Origin of the sequence: Sorangium sp. So ce375 (assembly GCF_051473855.1) — a bacterium.
Lineage (GTDB): Bacteria > Myxococcota_A > Polyangia > Polyangiales > Polyangiaceae > Sorangium.
Genome location: NZ_CP150335.1, coordinates 12,582,480 through 12,599,393 on the forward strand (window position 1 = coordinate 12,582,480; position 16,914 = coordinate 12,599,393).

Consider the following 16,914-nt stretch of genomic DNA (forward strand, 5'->3'; position numbering starts at 1 on the left):
CAGCTCCCGCCGCCGCGCTCGGGGTGCTACCGTGCGGGCTCGTGTTGCCTGCCCGCTCCGGAGCCGCTCCCCCTGCGACGCGCCTGCCGCGTGCGCTCGTCGTCCGCGACCCGGAGCCCGAGGAGCTCCGCGCGACCATCGACTGGTCGGACTGGTACCTCGACGACGGGGACGGCATCGGCGCGTGGGGCGAGCACGACGAGATCTCCCGCCTGCTCCTGTCCTCGATCGCGCAGCTCGCGCGCGAGCGCGGCTGGACCGACCATCACGCCGGCTCGGATCGGTTCTTCGCCTGGGTGCGCGAGGAGCCGCTCGTGCGCGTCTCGCCGGACGTCTACCTCCTCGATCACCGGCCCGCGCCGCCGCTGCCCAAGCAATGGCAGACCTGGCTGCCCGGCCATCGGCCGCCGCGCTTCGCGCTGGAGATCGTGGCGAGCGACTGGCAGAAGGCCTACGAGGACATCCCGCTCAAGTATTGCCAGCTCGGCTGCCCCGAGCTCGCGATCTTCGACCCGCAGGCCGCCGCGCAGCGGCCGCCGGCCGGACGCGTGGCGCTCCAGGCCTACCGGCGCGACCCCGACGGCGCCTACGTCCGCGTGCACGCCGGCGCCGGGCCCGTGTGGAGCCCCGCGCTCGACAGCTGGCTCCGCGTGGTGGGCGCCGGGGCCGAGGCGAGGCTCCGCCTCGCGCGCCCCGGCGGCAAGGGCGAGCTCGTGCAGACCCAGGAGGAAGCCGCGGCGATCGAGGCGCGCGCCAGGGAGGCGGCCGAGGCGCGCGTGCGCGAGCTCGAGGCGCGCGTGCGCGAGCTCGAGCAGCTGGAGCACGGGTGACGCGCGTCGCCGCGGCCGCCGCCGCTCTTCGTCGCTGTCCGGCCGCGTCGACCACGGCGGGCGAACCAGCGCTCCCGTTCTAGCGATCCCCGGTCGACGCCGCGCCGGCGCGCCCCGGCGGCCTGCCGCGCGCGGACATGGACGCGCGCCACCGCGCGCGGAGGGCGCTCGGCTTCTCGGCGTAGCGCTCGTCGAGGAACCTGGCGAAGGTCACGCGGTCCGTGCGGAAGTGGCGGAATTCCTGGCGGAGCTCGCACCACGCCGCGAGGACCCGCGTCGACTCGCGGTAGCCCACGATCACGGGCCACACGACGCGCTCGCTCTCGCGCCCCGTCTCGTCGCGGTAGCGGAGCGCGATCTTCGTGCCGGCGCGGATCGACGCCCGCACCTCGGCCAGGTCGAGCAGGTCGGGCGCCTGGTCCACCCCGGGCGGCGCGCCCGTCGCCGGCTCGAACACGAAGGGCCTCAGCCGCTCGGGGACCGCCGCGGCGATCTTCGCGATGAGGTCCTGCGCCGCCCTCTGCAGGGCGACGTCCCCGCGCTGGGCGACCCACTGCGCGCCGAGGACCGCGACCTCGATCTCGTCGGGCGTCAGCATCAGCGGCGGCATGTCGAAGCCGCGATCGAGCACGTACCCCGTGCCGGCCTCTCCGCGGATGGGGACGCGCTGCGCCAGGAGGTCCGCGATGTCGCGGTACACGGTGCGCTTCGACGTCTCGAGCTCCTCGGCCAGCGCCGCCGCCGTGATCGGCGCCCGCTGGCGGCGCAGGATCTGCAGGATCTGGAACAGGCGATCGGCGCGTCGCACGAGGATGCTGACACCAGGTTGTCAGCAGGCCGGGGCTACATCAAGCGCGGTCCAAGGCGGACCCCTAGCAGCTCGGAGATTGCGCATGATCACGCTCTACTGTTTCGGCCCCATGTGCGGCTTGCCGGAAGTCAGCCCCTACGTGACCAAGACCGAGGTCCAGCTCAAGCTGCTGGGCCTGCCCTACACGAAGGAGCGCTCGCGGCCCGACCAGTCGCCGAAGGGGCAGCTCCCGTTCATCGACGACGACGGCGCGCGCATCGCCGACTCGTACTTCATCCGCGAGCACCTCGAGCGGAAGCACGGCAAGGATCTCGACGCCGGACTCGACGCCCGGCAGCGCGCCGAGGCGTGGGCCCTCGAGCGCATGATCGAGAACAGCTTCGCCCCGACCATGGTGTACTCCCGCTGGCTCATCCCGGAGAACTTCGAGAAGGGCCCGGCGCACTTCGTCGACGGTGCGCCGGAGGAGCTGCGCCCGAAGCTGCGCGAGGAGCTCGTCGCGCGCGTCCGCGAGGCGCTCCGCGCGGTCGGCGTCGCGCGGCACACGGACGACGAGGTCGTCGCGCTGGGCGCGCGCTCGCTGGCCGCGCTCTCGGAGCTGCTCGGGGACAAGCCGTACCTCTTCGGCGCGCGCCCGGCGGGCGTCGACGCGGCGGCCTTCGGCGCGCTGGCGGGCATCCTCACGCCGTTCTTCGACTCGCCGCTGCGGCGCAAGGCGGAGGGCTTCGCGAACCTCACCGCGTACACCGCGCGGCTCATGAAGGAGTTCTACCCGGAGCACCCGTGGGAGGCGCCCCGGCCGGCGCGGCCGGGCGCCTGAGCGGCGCAGCGCCGCCGCGCGTCCGTCGACGGCGCGGCGGCGCTGCGCCTGGATCGCCGCCTGCGGCGCTACTACTCCTCGGGGGTGGGAGCCGGCGTCGGCGCGGGCTCCGCGACGCCGCCGTCGACGCCGGCGCACGCGTATCCGAACGAGTCCGGGACGGGCAGGGGCAGCGACGCCACCGGCGTCGCGAGGTCGGCGAGCGCGTTCACGAGCACGCCGCCCTGGGAGTACGAGTAAACGTAGTCCTCGATGAACAGGCCGCGCTGCACGGCGGCCCCGCCGTAATAGCACCCCGACGGCGCGCCGCTGAAGAAGCCGCTGTGGTCGACCGCGCCGAGCCGGCTGAACCCGCTCTCGATATCGACGTTGAACAGCTCCAGCGTGCTCGACATCGCGCCCGTCTGCGCGTCGAAGCTCATGAGCGGGAAGGCGAGCACGTCGCGCTCGCCGAAGTACGTGAACGCCTTGTGGTCGTACTCGGCCGCGGAGTGCACGTAACCGGCCCCGTCGAGCGTCTCCTTGTGCAGGAGCGCGGGCGCCGACGCGTCCGTGACGTCGAAGATCTGGAGCGCGAGGCCGGTCACCGTGCCGTCCTCCTCGCCGTCTCTGCCGATCGTCAGGAGGTGCCCGTCGTCGAGCGGGTGCATGTACTCGCTGAACCCGGGGATCTTGAGCTCACCCGTGACCGAGGGGGACGCCGGGTTCGACAGATCGAGCACGAACAGCGGATCGACCCGGCGGAAGGTCACGACGTAGCCGCGATCTCCGACGAACCGGGTCGATTGGATGGTCTCGCCGGGGGCCAGATCGGTGACGGCGCCGATCTTCGCGAGCTCGGTCCCTTGCGCCTCGAGGATGAACACGTTGTTGCTGGTCGTCCCCCTGGGCTCCGCCGTCGCCACGCTCTCGGTCGTCGAGATGCGGAGCTTGCCGTTGTGCTCATCGAGCGAGAACTGGTTGTTGATGTGGCCGGGAACCGAGCCTGACGCGACGTACCCGGGCTGGCTCGGGTCGGTGATCAGATCGAACTTGTGCACATGGGTGCGGTTCGTGCCCACGAACACCCCGCCGGGCTCCTTCTGCACCTCCCAGGCCCGCGCGGCGACGTAGAGGGCGTCGTGGCTCGCGTACACGGTGTCGGTCGCGCCGATGATCGAGGTCGACTCCGGCGCCGCGGCGAGATCGGCGAGGTCGATCGACTCGATCTGCGTCAGCCCGTACGACGTCGTGCCCGCCTCGGGAACGTAGAAGTCCGCGCAGCTCGCGTCGAGCAGCGCGACAGCATCTCCCTGCTTCTCGAAGCGGTACGGCAGCCACGCCGAGAGCGGGGCGTCCTCGATGAGGGCCGCGTTCTCGGCGCGGAGCTGCTCGAACGCCGCGGTCCACGCCTCGGCGGTGTCGGGGTACTCGGTCAGGTTTGCGGGCCAGTACGGGAGCGCGGGGCCGTGGGCGCCGCCGGTCAGCACCGTGCGCACGTTCGGGCCGGTGCGCCGCGCCGAGGTGTAGCCTCCCTCGAAGTAGACCTCTTTGACCACGCTGGGAGCGCCGCCCGCGAGGCTCAGGACGGTGATCTTGGTGAGCGGGGCCCAGACGCCCCCCGAGCCGGGCTCGCCGATGGCGGGCGGCGGCTCATCGGCCCCGCCATCGCCGTCGTCTGGCGGCTGAGGCGCCGGCGCCTCGCCGCTGGGCGGTGCGTCGTCGGCGGGAGGCGTATCGCTCGATGGCGCGCCGTCGGAGGACGGCGTGCCGCCGTCGGGCGGCGGCTCGGCGCTGTCCGGCGGCACCGGCGTCGCACCTCCGCCGTCGGCGGGGGTCCCTGGCGAGGTGCTCGGCGTACCGGCGCCTGCGCCGGCGACCATGGTGTCGACGAGCAGGTAGTCGTAGTACCCCGGCCGCGGCGTGACGCCCGCCTTCTCGTAGACCGCGGCCCCGTTGACCGACGAGTAGACGACGACCTTGCCGTCGGCCTCGAACATCTCGAGGGGCGACCCCTCGATCTCGAGCGAGCTGCCCACCGCGAGCGACGACGCAGGCCACGCTGTCAGGGTGTAGAAGCTCTGGCCGTGGAGCACGTAGATGTTGTCGCCGTCGGTCTTGATGATATCCGCCTCATCGACGCCGGCGACCTGGGTGTTCGTCTCGGAGTGGGCAGGGCCGGCGCTGCCGCCGCTGGCGTCCGACGCCGTCTGCCCGCTGTCCTCCTCGCCGGATGCGGTGGGCGGCACCGGGGCAGGTGTGTCCACGGGATCCTCGGCCCCCCCGGGGAGGCCGACACCGCCCACGGCGACGTCGCCGCGGGGGTAGCCGTACGCCGCATAACTCGCGATGATGCCGTCGATCTGGGCGTTCATCTTGGCGAGCGCGTCCTGCTTCAGCAGCGCTTCGAGGTCGTCGCAGGACTGCGCCCGGTGGAGCGCCGCGTGCTGAGAGTCGACAGAGTCGTCGGGATCGACAGGCGCGGACCCCGACTCGCATCCGACGGCGAGGAGGCCTGTTGCCAGGAGAAGCCAGAGAGAGGAATGGGTTCGGTGGGTTCGCATGGTGTCTGCGGCGGTCGCAAGGCCCGCGCCAGCCGCCCGCTCGCTCGGTTCACCGCGGTTCGCACGCGCGCCGCTCCGGCCGCGCCGCGGAGAGCACGACATGCGAGCACCGGTCGCTGGCCGCTTGGCACACGTGTGCCAAATAGATGGTGTAACTGTTCGTTTCCGTCGGTGCGAGATGGCGCCGACGTTCCTGCGGGGTCGTCCCGGCGTGTGGTTCTCGCGCTGGTTCAGAGCGGAACGGGCGCCGGGGGGATCTTGAACACGTCCCACGCGGGCGTGTGGTTGCTCGTGCCGGGATCCTGGTTCCAGAGGTAGATCGCCGGGTACGTGTGCACCGTCGTGCCCTCCACGACCACGCCGGTCACGTAGAGCTGTGATGCCTTCTTGCTCGGCGTCTTCTGGAGCGTGTAGCCGTCGCGCGACGACGAGAAGATGACCCAGTAATAGGTCTTGCCGTCGACGGTGGTGGCCTCGGGCGACCATTGAGGCCAGCTGTTGTGGATCCCCGGGCTCGTGACCCCGAGGCAGGCGGGCGGATCGTTGGCTGCGAGCCGCGTCGGCGTGCCGCCGGCCGCGGGGATGACGTGGATGTCGGAGTCGGGATTGTAGTACATCTCCCCCGGGCCAGGCGCCCTGTTGAACGCGATCAGCCGGTCGTCGGGCGCGAAGGCCGGGTAGTACTCATTGAAATTCGGCTCTGCGGCGCCGGGCAGCGGCGCGGCCGCGCCGCCCTGCTTGTTGTTGTAAGGCACCGTGTAGAGATCGCCGGCGCCCGCGGCGAGGCGCCCGTCCTTGCCGGTGTCGGTCGACACGTAGACGATGGTAAGGCCGTCGTTGCTCCAGTCCGGCATCATCGCCCCGCGCGGATCGCCCTCGCGCTCGATGAAGCCGAATGCGGTTCCTTCCGCGGCCGCCATCTCGGTCTTGGCCGTCGTGGCGTTGGCCGCCTCGGCGTAGGTCGGCGTGGGCGACTCCAGGTCGAACCACGCGAGGCGCGCGTTCGGCATGCTCGTGTGCGACTGGCCATCCCAGACGCCGCCCTTGTCCCGGCCATAGGAGGTGATGAAGATCCGGTCTCCCGGGGAGAAGTGCGCGGGCGACATCTTGGGCGGCCCGAGCCAGGCCTGGTTCATCGCCTGCGAGCCGCCGGGCGTCACGTAGGCGGGCACCGATCCCACCGAGTCTTCTTTCACCGATGCGATGGCGAGATCCCACGGCCAGTGGTCCATGAACATGACCGCCTCGCCGTCCGGCGTCGACGAGTGGCAGCCGATGCACCGCGCCTTGCCGTCGCCCCGCACGTTGCCGTTCTCGTCGCGCCGGTCGCCCTGCTGCACCTGGTCGACCTTGAGCGCGTCGACGACGCCCTCCTCGCCCACGCCGAACCCTGCCAGCCAGGCGTCCGCGGGCCCTTCGCCGATGGCCGCCCAGTACACCATGCTGCCGCCGGCCGGGGCGGGCGCGATGGTGATCGGCCCCGAGGAGCCCACGAGCGGCGCGCCCGGCGCGCTCGTCGACACGGAGCGGATCGTGATGGTGATCGGCTCGCCCCGGACGTGCGCGGCCAGCTTCTCCCACATGTCCTTGGGCATCTTCCACTCTCTGTTCGTCGTGTAGACGACCAGGTCGTTCTTCTCCCGGTCGGCGTGCACGCGGATCTCGAACAGGTCCTGTCCCTGGGGGGCGATCCAGCGGAACCTGGGCCGCAGCCAGTTGTTCGGGAAGAGCGCCCCGATCTCCGGCTCGGCCAGGCACGGGCCGCCGGGCGTGCCGCTGTCCGCGGCGCCGAAGAGCTCGGCCGCGTTCGCCGGCGGCGGCGTCCCGCTGTCGTCGAGCACCGGGGCCGCGGGAAAGTCCTCGCACACCTCGCAGGGAGGCGGCTCGACGGGGCCGCCGCTGCCCACATCGAAGATGTTCCCCGTTCCATCGCCGATATCGCCCGGGTTGCCGCCCGAGCCGCCAGTCCCCTGGCCCTGCGCGGGCCGGGGCCGGTCCGGGCTCGCCGAGCAGGCGATCGCGCAGACAGAGCCGATCACCAGAGTCCCAATCCGTTGATGCAAGGTTCTCATGAAGGTTCCTCCGTGCGCGCGCTCGAGGCTCGACGAGCCCGGACCAGCACACCGCGTGGGGCGGTCGTGATCTCGAGTCCGCGCCCGGCGTTGAACCCGGATGCTCGCTCGACGCGCCCGATAGCGGGCTGACGCGATGGAGGCGTGGTCACGGTGGTGCTGCTGGTTCGTCGCGTCGGGCCCCGGGTGTACCGGCAGGTAATCGCGAGATCGCTCGCGCGAGGCTGCCGCCGTCGCCGCCGTTGACGATGTGAAGAAAGGTTCGAGCAGGTAGGAAGACATGGAACCTTTACCCCTGTCAAGCGCCCGGCAGGGGCGCGTCGCGTGGTCTTGCTCTCGCCGCTACGCACTACGCCCTACGCTCTACGCCGGTTGCGTTGCCCGCGGGGCCTGTCGGGGTGCTAGTTTCCTCGCGTGACATCGCCGAATCGCATCGGGTTCCCGCTCACCCCTCGGCGTCCTCCCCGCGCGCTGGTGCTCCGCGATCTGTCGCCCGAAGAGGCCGGCGCCGCGATCGACTGGTCCGGCTGGTACCTCCCCGATGACGCGGAGCGCCCTGACAAGGCCGAGCGGTCCGAGGTCGTCCGCCTGCTGAGCTCGGTTGTCGCCCAGCTTGCGCGCGAGCGTGGCTGGGTCGACTGGTATGCCGGCACCGGGCACCCGTTCGCGTGGGTGCGGGGCGAGCCGCTCGTGCGCGTCCTGCCTGACCTCTACGTCCTCGATCACCGCCCGTTGCCGCCGCTCCCGCGGCAGTGGCAGACGTGGCTGCCGGGCCATCGCCCGCCGCGGTTCGCGCTCGAGATGGTCTCGGGCGACTGGCGCCGTGTTTACGAGGACGCGCCGGCGAAGTACTGGCAGCTCGGCTGTCCCGAGCTCCTGCTCTTCGATCCCGAGGCGGCTGCCGCCCGCGCGCCGCTCGCGGAGGAGCGGGTGCCCCTCCAGCTCTACCGCCGGGACGCGGACGGCACCTACCTGCGCGTCCACGCAAGCGGCGATCCCGTCCGGATCGAGGCGATCGACGCGCACCTCGTCGTGCTGAAGGACGGCCCGCACCCGATGTTGCGCGTCGCGCGGAGCTCCCGCGCGACGGATCTCGTGCCCGCCGAGGAAGAGGCCCTCCGCGCCGAGGGCGAGGCGCGCGCTCTGGAGCAGCGCGCCCGCGTCGCGGAGCAGCGCGCCCGCTCCGCGGCCGAGGCGCGGGTCCGCGAGCTCGAGGCGCGGGTGCGCGACCTGGAGGCCCGCGTTTCCCGCAGGTGAGCGCCGTGGCCCGCGGCGCGGGGCGAGCGCGACGCGAAGGAGCGTCGGCGGGGCGAGCGCGACGCGAAGGAGCGTCCGGGCGGCGTCGCTCAGCTCGCCTGTGCTGCCGCCGCGACCGCGGCCTCGTGCGCCGCGGCGAGCTCTGCGTCCTTCGCCGCGATCCGCACGAACGCCGGCCGGCTGCACACCCGCGCGACGTAGGCCTTCACCTCCGGCAGCTCGGGCACGAGCTTGAACGTCACCATCCAGTCCAGCGCCTTGCCCCAGAGGACATCGGCCGCCGAGAACCGGTCGCCGAGCAGATACGGCCCCTTCCGGAGCGCCTCCGCCACCACACCGAACATCGTATCGAAATCTCCGTACGTGGACATCGCGGGCGGCGCCGGATCGCGCTTCATCGCCCGATCGACGATGGCCGGCTCGAAGCTCGACCCGTAGTACGCGATCCACCGGAGGTACGGCCCGCGCAGCGGATCCCCGATGGACGGGGCCAGCCCGGCCTCCGGGAACAGATCGGCGAGGTAGATGACGAGCGCGACCTGCTCGGTGACGAGCGCGCCGTCGTGCAGAATCGCGGGCACCTTACCGAGCGGGTTCACCGCGAGGTAAGGGGCCTTTCGTTGCTCACCGGCCTTCATGTTGAGGACGCTCAGCTCGTACGGCGCGCCGAGCTCCTCGAGCAGGATGCGTGTCCCCATCGAGCGGGAGTTCGGTGAATGGAACAAAACGATGGTGCCCCTCGGGGCCGTGGTCGAATCAGCCATGTCGCTGCCTCCGGGGCGGACGCTACTGTCACGGCCAGGCGCGGTATTGTAAAAGAGCGCCAAGCGCGATCATGAGCCAGAGCATCACCCCCGCGGACCCCACCCGCGGCATCCTGAACCCGGCCGCGGGGCTCCAGCGCTTCGAGCTTCGCCGCCACGCGCCCGCGCCCGACCTGGCCCGGCGCGTCGATTGGCACTGGGTCGTCCGCTGGTCGCTCGCCGCGCCGTTCGAGCAGGAGGTCCTGCCGCACCCCTGCGTCAACCTGGCCATCGAGGCGCCGGGGTCGGCGGTGCACGGCATCGGCACGCGGCGCGAGGTCGTCCGGCTCGAGGGCACGGGGCGCGTCGTCGCGACGAAGTTCAAGCCGGGCGGCTTCTTTCCTTTCTCGCCCCTCGCCATGCGCCGGCTCGTCGACCGCGTCGCCCCGCTCGTCGAGATCTTCGGCAGCGCGGCAGAGCCGCTCGAGCGCGCCGTGCTCGATGAGCCGGACGATGCCATCGCGATCCGCGCCGTGGAGGCGCTCCTGCGCGCGCGCCAGGGCCCGGAGGACGCCGGGCTCGACGAGGCCATGGCGCTCGCCGCCCGCGCGCAGGCCGATCGCGACGTCCACCGCGCCGAGGATCTCGCCCGGATCGCGGGCGTCTCGGTCCGCACGCTGCACCGCGCGTTCGAGCGGTACATCGGCGTCGGGCCCAAGTGGATCATCCGGCGCTCGCGCGTGCAGGAGGCCGCGGAGCGCGTGGCCTCGGGCGCGCCCGTCGCGTGGGCGGCGCTCGCGCAGGAGCTCGGGTATCACGACCAGGCGCACCTGATCCGGGACTTCAAGGCCCAGGTCGGCTTCACGCCGGCCGCCTACGCAGAGCGCTGCGCGGCAGCGAGGTCGAACGGCGGAGCCTCCGGCGTGAAGGGGTGATGAAGGGGCGCTGCGCGCGCGCGTCGCGTCGTCGTCGACGACGAAGGCTCTCGCGAGGGGGCGGGCTCGTCAACAGCGCTCTAGGATCACGCCCTCATTGCATTAATACCGTGCGTCTCGCCGTGGGCCCTCGAACAGGGGTGTTGGCGCCGCGGGGCAGTGCGTCGTTCGCAGCCATTTGCCGCACCTGGTGATGCGTCATGGAGCACCGCGAAGCTGCGGGCTCAAGGCCATCTGCGACGCGAAAAGGCGCTTTGACACGCCTGGTCTTGGTTCAAATTTCGCGGACTGGGAGAACCCGAAGCGGCTTGCGCCGAAGTTCCTCTATCGATAGCATTCATGCGCCAATCGCGCGCCATCGTCGGCGACGCCAGCTCTAGAGGTACTCGAACATGCGTGGATTTCAGAATCGCGTTTTCGCGGTCGCGTCGTTCTCTCTTGGACTGTTCGCGGCCATGCCCGTGTACGCGGCGTCCGTGGTGGCGGTGAGCCGGGCGACGTGGGGAGCGAGCGGCGTCCCGAGCTACGTCAACATGAACATCTACGTCCCGGACAAGCTGGCCGAGAATCCGCCCATCGTGGTGGGCGCCCACTCTTGCAGCACGCCGGTGAGCTCGTTCTTCAACAGCATCCAGGGTATCAAGGCGGGCGCCGACAAGAACGGCTTCATCATCATCCTTCCGGAGGCCACCGGCCGAAACTGCTGGGACGTGGGCACAACGAAATCTCTGACCCACGACGGCGGCGGCGACACACAGGCCGTCGCTCAGATGGTGAAGTACACGCTCGAGAAGTACAAGGGCGACCCGAAGCGCGTTTACGTGATCGGCGGCTCGTCCGGAGCGATGATGACGCAGGCCATGCTGGCGGTTTACCCCGACATCTTCCGGGCCGGCGCGGCGAGGGCGGGGGTGGCAGCCGGGTGCTGGGCGGACGGCTTCGACGCGGGCCAGCAGTGGAGCAACAACTGCGCGGGGGGCAGGACGAGCAAGTCGGCACAGCAATGGGGCGATCAGGTTCGCGGGATGTATCCTGGGTATACGGGGCATCGCCCGCGCCTTCAGATCTTCCACGGCACGGCGGATGCGACGATCAACTACAAGAACCAGGCCGAGGCGATCAAGGAATGGACGAACGTCCTCGGGTTGAGCGAGACCCCGACCTCGACCGACACCATTACCGGCGCGAGCGGAACCACCTATGACCGCCAGTTCTGGAAGAACGAGTGTGGCTACACGGTGTTCGAGGCCTGGTCAGGAAGGAACGGCGCGCACTCCATGGCGTACGAGAGCGACGCCATCCTCGCGTTCCTCGGTCTGGACAAGGCCGGTGGCGCCGATCCAGAGACCGGTTGTTCCGACGCTGCCGGCAGCGGTGGCGTGGGTGGCTCGGACGACCCGGGCGACGGCTCCGGCGGTGATCAGAACGTCGGCGGCGCCGGGCCTGCCGCGGGGAGCGGAGGCGCGTCGGGTGACGGCGGGAGCGCCGGCGCGGGCGTGACCTCCGGCGCGGGCGTGACCTCCGGCGCGGGCGTGACCTCCGGCTCTGGCGGGCAGCCCGCTGGCAGCGGCGCAGGCGCCACGACGGGCGGCAGCGATCCTAGCGGCGCCGTTGGCAGCGCCGGCACAGGCGCGGGCTCGGAGTCTTCAGGTGAAACCGGCGGGTGCGCGATCGTCGCCCGCGATGCGAAGCCGAAGAGCTCGTACGCGGCGGCCGTCGCCATGGGCCTCGCGCTGGTCGCGCTCCGCCGCCGCCGTCGAGACGCTAGGGGCTGACGCGCTGAGCCTGAATGACGCCCTGGGGCCGGCGCGGCCGCTGAACGGGTCGCCGCGACCTCAGGGCGTACAAGCGCACCCGCAGACGGACATCTGGCCCGGGACGGTCGTCGACCACTGCCCATTCCAGGCTCGGGCCGTACCGCAGGCGGCCGGGCACTTGTTGGGAGCGTCGGCGCTGCTCCAGATGGGCCCGGCCTCCTGCGACACCGTGGCCGGCGGCGTGTAGGCGCACTCGCAGACGGACATCTGGCCCGGGACGGTCGTCCACCATTGCCCGTCCCACTTCGTCGCGCTGCTGAACGCGGCGCAGGTGTTCGGACACTGGGTCTGCGCGTGGGTGTTGCTCCAGATGGGGCCGGCCTGCACGACGGCGGCAGGGCGCGGGTTGCACTCGCACACCGACATGGCTCCTGAGACGGTGGTCCACCACTGCCCGCTCCAGCTCATGTTCTGCGGATTGCAGACATTGGGGCATTTGGTCTGGGCATCGGTGTTGTTCCAGATGGGGCCTGCCTCCAGGGCGAGCTTCTTGGGGGTGCACGCAGGGCCAAGCGCCTGCGACGCCTCCTCGACCGTCTCGTCGTCGTAAATCGCTTCCTCGGAGGTGCCTTCGTCCAGCGGCACGCTGCAACCCGCGGTGAGCAGGATGCCGAGCGTGCTGGAAGCGAGGAGCGCGGAGATGATGTGTTGGATGTTCATTGTCGACTCCCGGATAGGCCGGTCAGCTGGATGTCTCGGGTCGCGTTGTCCGCGACCCGTCTGGTTCTGTTTCCGGTGTTTGCAGCCCGCATGCCAGCACGGCGCTTCCTTGGCGGCGGCGCTCGGTCGACACGTCAACGCGTGGATGCGAGCAGAAGACGGCCGTTTCCGGGGCAGTGAGGCGACCGCCGATGGCCGCCTCGGCAAGACGTTGCCGGCAAGCGATCGCCGTCGCGAGGCGCGCCGGCAAGAGGTTGCCGACGGGGGGAGCGCGCTGCCCACGCCCGTCGCTCCGCCCGGCACGTGAGCGGGCCGGTGCTCCGGGCCCGGGTCGAGGCCGACCGTGCATGACCAGGCGCGCCGGGCGCCGGCAACCGCCTGCCCGGCCCGTACGTAAGAGATTGCCGGCGCGGGGCGATCTGGCGCGACACGGGCGACGGAGACACCGGGGCGACGAGGTCCTTGGTGGCGCTTGGACCTTCCGTAGGAGCCTGATATAGAGGCCAGCGAGAGGCAGTGCATGCGGCCAGGCAAATCGGTGCACGACGACGCGACGACCTGGACCTTGGAGGGGAGGTCGATCTCTGCCATTCAGCAGAGCGCGGCGCTGCGCATCGCCCTCGTGTGGCACCACGCCGGAAAGACGGAGAGGCGTTTGCTCTCGCCGGACATGCCGCTTGTCGTGGGTCGCACCGTACCTGCCACGCTCTGCATCGACGATCGTACCCTGTCGCGGGAGCACGCCCGCTTCCTCCTCTCCCGTGGACGGGTGTGGGTCGATGATCTGGGATCCAAGAACGGCACGTTCCTCGATGGCCGCCGCGTATCGCGCGCCGGGATTGCGGTAGGGGATGAAGTCGTGCTCGGCAGCGTCGCGCTGCGGGTGCAAGCGTTCGGCGTCGGGGGGGATTCGCTCGATCTCGAGGGAGAGGAGAAGCTCCTGCGCCGGGTGGAGGACGAGCTCACGCGCGCCCGGCACTTTCGCCGCCCGTTCGCCCTGCTCCACGTGCGAATGACCGCGGCGGTCACGGCCGAGGGCTGGATCCATGCCGTGCGCGCCTGTCTGCAGCCTGTGCATCGTGTGGCGCTCTACGGCACCTGCGCGGCGCAGGTGCTGCTGCCCGAGGCCGGCGCCGAGGAGGCGAGCCGCATCGCCCGCGCCATCGCAGCTTCCTTCGTCGCCAGCGACGCCCGGCTCCTCGTCGGCCTCGCCCTCTACCCGGACGCCGGCAGCTCCGCGGACGAGGTCTTTGCGGCCGCGCGCGAGGCTGCCCGGCACGCCTCGTCCGAGCGCCCGGTGGCGTGCGGTCCGGCAGCGACGTCGGTGCTCGTGCGGGAGGAGCCGGCCGAGGGGGGGATCATCGCCGGCCAGCGGATGCGCGAGGTGATCGAGACGGTGAGGCGCGTGGGCGCCTCGCGTATCCCCGTCATCCTGCACGGCGAGACGGGGACAGGCAAAGAGGTCCTCGCGCGGATGATCCACGAGAGCGGGCCGCGCAAGGGGCAGCGCATGGTGCGCGTCAACTGCGGGGCCATTCCGAAGGATCTCGTGGAGAGCACCTTGTTCGGCCACGAGCGGGGGGCGTTCACCGGCGCGCTCCAGCAGCAGAAGGGCGTGTTCGAGGAGGCCGACGGCGGCACGGTGTTCCTGGACGAGATCGGCGAGCTGCCGCCGCCGGCGCAGGCCGCGCTGCTCCGCGTGCTCGAGTCGGGGGCGTTCAGCCGTGTCGGATCGAGCCGCGAGATCGAGGTCGACGTGCGCGTCGTCGCGGCGACGCACCGGGATCTGGAGGCCATGGCCGCGTCGGGCGCGTTCCGGGCCGATCTGTACTATCGGCTGGGCGGCGTCGTGATCGACATCCCTCCGCTGCGCGATCGAAAGGACGAGATCGAGCCGCTCGCGAGGCACTTCTTGCGCGTGGCCAGCGCGGCCAACGATCGCCCTGTCGAGGGCATCACCCCGGAGGCGCTCGCCCTGCTCGGCGCCTACGAGTGGCCTGGCAACGTGCGTGAGCTGCGCAACGTCATCGAGCGCGCGGTGGTGGTGACGCCCGGAGCGCTCGTGGGCGTCGAGGATCTGGCCCCGAGGGTGCGCTCGGCGGTGCGTGGCGAGGCGGAGCGGACCCCGGACCCGGAGAGGGATCCGGCCCTCGGCCGCGCGCCGTCCGACCCGGCCGCGCTCCGCCCGACGCCGTCCGCCCTGGAGGACGCGCCGCTCGACGGGGGGCAGGTCCGGGGGAAGGTGCAGCAGTACGAGGCCAAGCTGCTCCAGGACATGCTCGAATCCGCAGGCTGGAACCGGACCGAGGCCGCGCGGCGGCTGGGGATCCCGGTGCGCACGCTGTCCTACCGCATGAAGGTCCTGGGTGTGAAGCGGCCCTCTTCTCGCTGACGCCGAGGTGCGGTCGACGAGCGCCTGCGTCTCGAACGGGAGCGCTCGCAGCCGAGGAAGTCGCTACACTGCGGCGACCATGCTGAACCGTACGATCGCGCGGAAGTACACGCTGAGACGAGAGATCGGGCGCGGCGGGATGGGCGTCATCTGGGAGGCGTTCGATCAGGTGCTCCGGCGCCCTGTGGCGCTCAAGGTGATGACGCCCGAGCATGTCACCTCCGACTCCGCGCGACGCCGATTCGAGCGAGAGGCGACGGCGATCGCCCGGCTCCAGAACGAGCACATCGTCCAGATACACGACTACGGCATCGACGAGGATTGCCCCTACATCGTCATGGAGCTGCTCGAAGGGGAGGATCTGGAGGACAGGCTCTCCCGGGAGCGGCAGCTCTCGCCGTCGGCCACGCTCGCCCTGCTCCGGCAGATCGCGACTGGCCTGCAGGTGGCGAGATCCGCGGGGATCATCCACCGCGATCTCAAGCCGGCGAACGTCTTCCTGGCCCGGAAAGAGCCCGGAGAGTGCGTGAAGCTCCTCGATTTCGGCGTGGTATGGACGGTCTTCGAGTCGGACGAAGAGCAGCAAGGATCGTTCGGCAGGGTCGTCGGAACGCCGTCGTACATAAGCCCCGAGCAGGTGCGCGCCGTCGTGCCGAATCACCTCAGCGATCTCTGGTCGCTCGGCGTCATCACCTACAGGGCGCTCACGGGCCGTCTCCCCTTCGCGGCGAGCGGGATCGGGGAGCTGCTCATCAGCATCTGCACCGATCCGTTCCCGCCGCCGTCGAGCCTCGTCCCCGGCCTGCTGCCCGGCTTCGACGGCTTCTTCGAGCACGCGCTGGCGAAGGACCCGGCGCAGCGGTTCCAGTCCGCGCCCGATTTCGTCGCGGCGTTCGCGGCGGTGATCGAGGCCAGCAAGGGGCCCACAAAGATCCTCATCGCCGACGACGAGCCGGACGTGGCGCTCATGATGAAGCTGCTCTTCCGGCAGAAGATCCGCGACCGGGTCTACGAGTTCATCTTCGCCGAGAACGGGGAGAACGCCCTCGGCGAGCTCCGGCGCCACCCCGATATCGACGTCATCGTCACCGACATCAACATGCCTGTGATGGATGGCCTCACGTTCCTTGGTCGCGTCCCGGAGGTGAGCGCCTTCGCGAGGACGGTGATGATGTCCGCCTACGGTGACATGGGGAACATCCGGTGCGCGATGAACCAGGGGGCGTTCGATTTCCTGCTCAAGCCGATCGAGCGCACCGATCTCGAGGCGACCATCGACAAGACCATCAAGCACGTCGCGGAGCTGCGGAGGAACGCCCGCTCGGACGAGGAGAACAAGATTCTCCGGCAGTTCACGAGCGCGGCGTTGATCGAGCGGATCCGGGAGATGGGGCCCGCGATCGCGCTCGCGAGCGAGGTGGTCATGGCCACGGTGGCGTTCATCGATATCTTCCAGTTCACGCCCGTCACCAAGGAGAGGCTGCCCGGCGAGGCGATGAGGCTGCTCAGGGCCAACTTCGAGGTGATCGTCCCGGAGCTCGTCGCGAAGGGGGGCGTCGTGGACAAATTCCTCGGCGACGGGGTGATGACGGTGTTCCAGGGGCCGGATCACCTGTCGCGGGCGCTCAGCGCGTGCGCGGCCGTCCGCGCGCAGATGGCGGCGGTGGCGCGCCGCGCCGGCGAGGGCTCGCCCTACACGCAGGGGATCTGTATCGGCCTCTCCTCGGGGCAGGTCCTCTCCGGCAGCGTCGGCTCTCAGGCGTACGGCCGGCTCGACTACACGGTGCTCGGCGAGGCGGTCAACGCCGCCGCGCACCTCGCCAAGGCGTCGCGGCCCGGGGAAATCCTCGTCGAAGCGGCGGTCCGCGAGGCCGCGCAGCACCTCTTCGACTTCGAGGAGGCCGGCGCGAGGAGCCTGCTGCCGGGAGCCGCTCCCGTGAGCGTCTTCAACCTGATAAAGCACACTCCGGCGGAGCTCGTCGCAGGCTGCGAGCCGACCATCGGGGTCAATTCGACGACCACCATGCGATGAGG

12 protein-coding genes are annotated in these 16,914 nt (G+C 70.9%); 7 read left to right on the top strand and 5 right to left on the bottom strand.

Annotated elements, in window-relative coordinates:
- Positions 1-41 precede the first annotated feature (41 nt).
- Positions 42-830 carry a Uma2 family endonuclease gene (locus WME90_RS46760; RefSeq protein ID WP_437278595.1) on the top strand — a complete coding sequence of 263 codons (789 nt, stop codon included), beginning with the start codon at positions 42-44 and terminating at the stop codon, positions 828-830.
- Between the two features lie 79 nt (positions 831-909).
- Here WME90_RS46760 and WME90_RS46765 read toward each other — a convergent pair whose 3' ends face one another.
- Complete coding sequence (locus tag WME90_RS46765; protein ID WP_437278596.1) at positions 910-1,638, bottom strand: helix-turn-helix transcriptional regulator; 729 nt, start codon at positions 1,636-1,638, stop codon at positions 910-912.
- An 85-nt stretch (positions 1,639-1,723) separates the two neighbouring features.
- Here WME90_RS46765 and WME90_RS46770 point away from each other — a divergent pair, with 85 nt between their 5' ends.
- Positions 1,724-2,461, top strand: a complete 738-nt coding sequence (locus WME90_RS46770; RefSeq protein WP_437278597.1) for a glutathione S-transferase family protein — start codon at positions 1,724-1,726, stop codon at positions 2,459-2,461.
- 71 nt (positions 2,462-2,532) lie between these two features.
- Here WME90_RS46770 and WME90_RS46775 read toward each other — a convergent pair whose 3' ends face one another.
- Both WME90_RS46775 and WME90_RS46780 read right to left on the bottom strand, forming a co-directional pair.
- Complete coding sequence (locus tag WME90_RS46775; RefSeq protein WP_437278598.1) at positions 2,533-5,004, bottom strand: beta-propeller domain-containing protein; 2,472 nt, start codon at positions 5,002-5,004, stop codon at positions 2,533-2,535.
- A 230-nt stretch (positions 5,005-5,234) separates the two neighbouring features.
- Positions 5,235-7,043: a TolB family protein gene (locus WME90_RS46780; protein WP_437278599.1), complete on the bottom strand. Its 1,809-nt coding sequence runs from the start codon at positions 7,041-7,043 to the stop codon at positions 5,235-5,237.
- A 447-nt stretch (positions 7,044-7,490) separates the two neighbouring features.
- On the opposite strand from WME90_RS46780, the gene WME90_RS46785 reads away from it, so the two are divergent.
- Complete coding sequence (locus tag WME90_RS46785) at positions 7,491-8,333, top strand: Uma2 family endonuclease (protein WP_437278600.1); 843 nt, start codon at positions 7,491-7,493, stop codon at positions 8,331-8,333.
- An 89-nt stretch (positions 8,334-8,422) separates the two neighbouring features.
- On the opposite strand, the gene WME90_RS46790 is transcribed toward WME90_RS46785, so the two are convergent.
- Positions 8,423-9,097, bottom strand: a complete 675-nt coding sequence (locus tag WME90_RS46790) for a glutathione S-transferase family protein (protein WP_437278601.1) — start codon at positions 9,095-9,097, stop codon at positions 8,423-8,425.
- Positions 9,098-9,168: 71 nt separating this feature from the next.
- Here WME90_RS46790 and WME90_RS46795 point away from each other — a divergent pair, with 71 nt between their 5' ends.
- Together WME90_RS46795 and WME90_RS46800 are read left to right on the top strand one after the other, a co-directional pair.
- Positions 9,169-10,011: a DUF6597 domain-containing transcriptional factor gene (locus WME90_RS46795; RefSeq protein ID WP_437278602.1), complete on the top strand. Its 843-nt coding sequence runs from the start codon at positions 9,169-9,171 to the stop codon at positions 10,009-10,011.
- A 392-nt stretch (positions 10,012-10,403) separates the two neighbouring features.
- On the top strand, positions 10,404-11,786 hold the full coding sequence (locus WME90_RS46800) for an extracellular catalytic domain type 1 short-chain-length polyhydroxyalkanoate depolymerase (RefSeq protein WP_437278603.1): 1,383 nt from the start codon (positions 10,404-10,406) through the stop codon (positions 11,784-11,786).
- Positions 11,787-11,846: 60 nt separating this feature from the next.
- Here the strand turns inward: WME90_RS46800 and WME90_RS46805 are convergent, their stop codons facing one another.
- Positions 11,847-12,488, bottom strand: a complete 642-nt coding sequence (locus WME90_RS46805; RefSeq protein WP_437278604.1) for a mannan-binding protein — start codon at positions 12,486-12,488, stop codon at positions 11,847-11,849.
- A gap of 520 nt (positions 12,489-13,008) precedes the next feature.
- On the opposite strand from WME90_RS46805, the gene WME90_RS46810 reads away from it, so the two are divergent.
- Together WME90_RS46810 and WME90_RS46815 are read left to right on the top strand one after the other, a co-directional pair.
- Complete coding sequence (locus WME90_RS46810) at positions 13,009-14,880, top strand: sigma 54-interacting transcriptional regulator (RefSeq protein WP_437278605.1); 1,872 nt, start codon at positions 13,009-13,011, stop codon at positions 14,878-14,880.
- A gap of 79 nt (positions 14,881-14,959) precedes the next feature.
- The gene (locus tag WME90_RS46815) at positions 14,960-16,912 is read left to right on the top strand and encodes a protein kinase domain-containing protein (RefSeq protein ID WP_437278606.1); all 1,953 of its coding nucleotides are present in this window, start codon (positions 14,960-14,962) and stop codon (positions 16,910-16,912) included.
- Positions 16,913-16,914 lie beyond the last annotated feature (2 nt).

Coding starts and splice junctions, on each gene's coding strand:
- WME90_RS46795 (WP_437278602.1), top strand. CDS start 9,169: ATGAGCCAGAGCATCACCCCCGCGGACCCCACCCGCGGCATCCTGAAC.
- WME90_RS46800 (WP_437278603.1), top strand. CDS start 10,404: ATGCGTGGATTTCAGAATCGCGTTTTCGCGGTCGCGTCGTTCTCTCTT.
- WME90_RS46815 (WP_437278606.1), top strand. CDS start 14,960: ATGCTGAACCGTACGATCGCGCGGAAGTACACGCTGAGACGAGAGATC.
- WME90_RS46790 (WP_437278601.1), bottom strand. CDS start 9,097: ATGGCTGATTCGACCACGGCCCCGAGGGGCACCATCGTTTTGTTCCAT.
- WME90_RS46770 (WP_437278597.1), top strand. CDS start 1,724: ATGATCACGCTCTACTGTTTCGGCCCCATGTGCGGCTTGCCGGAAGTC.
- WME90_RS46775 (WP_437278598.1), bottom strand. CDS start 5,004: ATGCGAACCCACCGAACCCATTCCTCTCTCTGGCTTCTCCTGGCAACA.
- WME90_RS46805 (WP_437278604.1), bottom strand. CDS start 12,488: ATGAACATCCAACACATCATCTCCGCGCTCCTCGCTTCCAGCACGCTC.
- WME90_RS46810 (WP_437278605.1), top strand. CDS start 13,009: ATGCGGCCAGGCAAATCGGTGCACGACGACGCGACGACCTGGACCTTG.